Genomic DNA, 465 nt, shown 5'->3' on the forward strand with positions numbered 1-465 from the left:
AGCCCAGCCAAGAAGCGCAACACTAATAACTGCTTCCAATCGGTTACACCGGCAATTGCAATGGTGAGGACGCCAAAGGTTGCCAGCGAAAGTAGCAGGGCTTTTCGACGTCCCAAGGTATCGGCCAGGCCACCCATTACCAAACTGCTACCTCCGATGCCCAGGAGTGTCGCGGTCACCATGAATCCTGCTTCGGTGGTGCTGATCTGCCTGGTTTCCTTGATCGCAGGCAAGGAGATAATGAGCACCAAAATGTCGAGCGCATCAAACATGTAACTGAGGAAGCATCCGATGAGTACGCGCCACTTCATAGCGTTTAGGTTGATGTTCATAAAGCCTCCTGTTTGCCGCTCGAGGCTGACTGAGCGGCCATTTTGTTATTTTTGGTTCTGACTATACGCACGTACAGTTAGTGTCGTCTAGGTGGCAAATGACAAGTGGCGCGCCTAGCCGGGGGAGGGCACA

General features: G+C 52.9%; 1 protein-coding gene. It reads right to left on the reverse strand.

Features of this window, described 5'->3' with window-relative positions; all coding sequences use genetic code 11:
* The coding region (locus tag BK665_RS33610; protein WP_123410656.1) for an MFS transporter at positions 1-332 on the reverse strand (332 nt) is incomplete at its 3' end.
* Positions 333-465: the final 133 nt, after the last annotated feature.

Origin of the sequence: Pseudomonas frederiksbergensis (assembly GCF_003732665.1) — a bacterium.
GTDB lineage: Bacteria > Pseudomonadota > Gammaproteobacteria > Pseudomonadales > Pseudomonadaceae > Aquipseudomonas > Aquipseudomonas frederiksbergensis_G.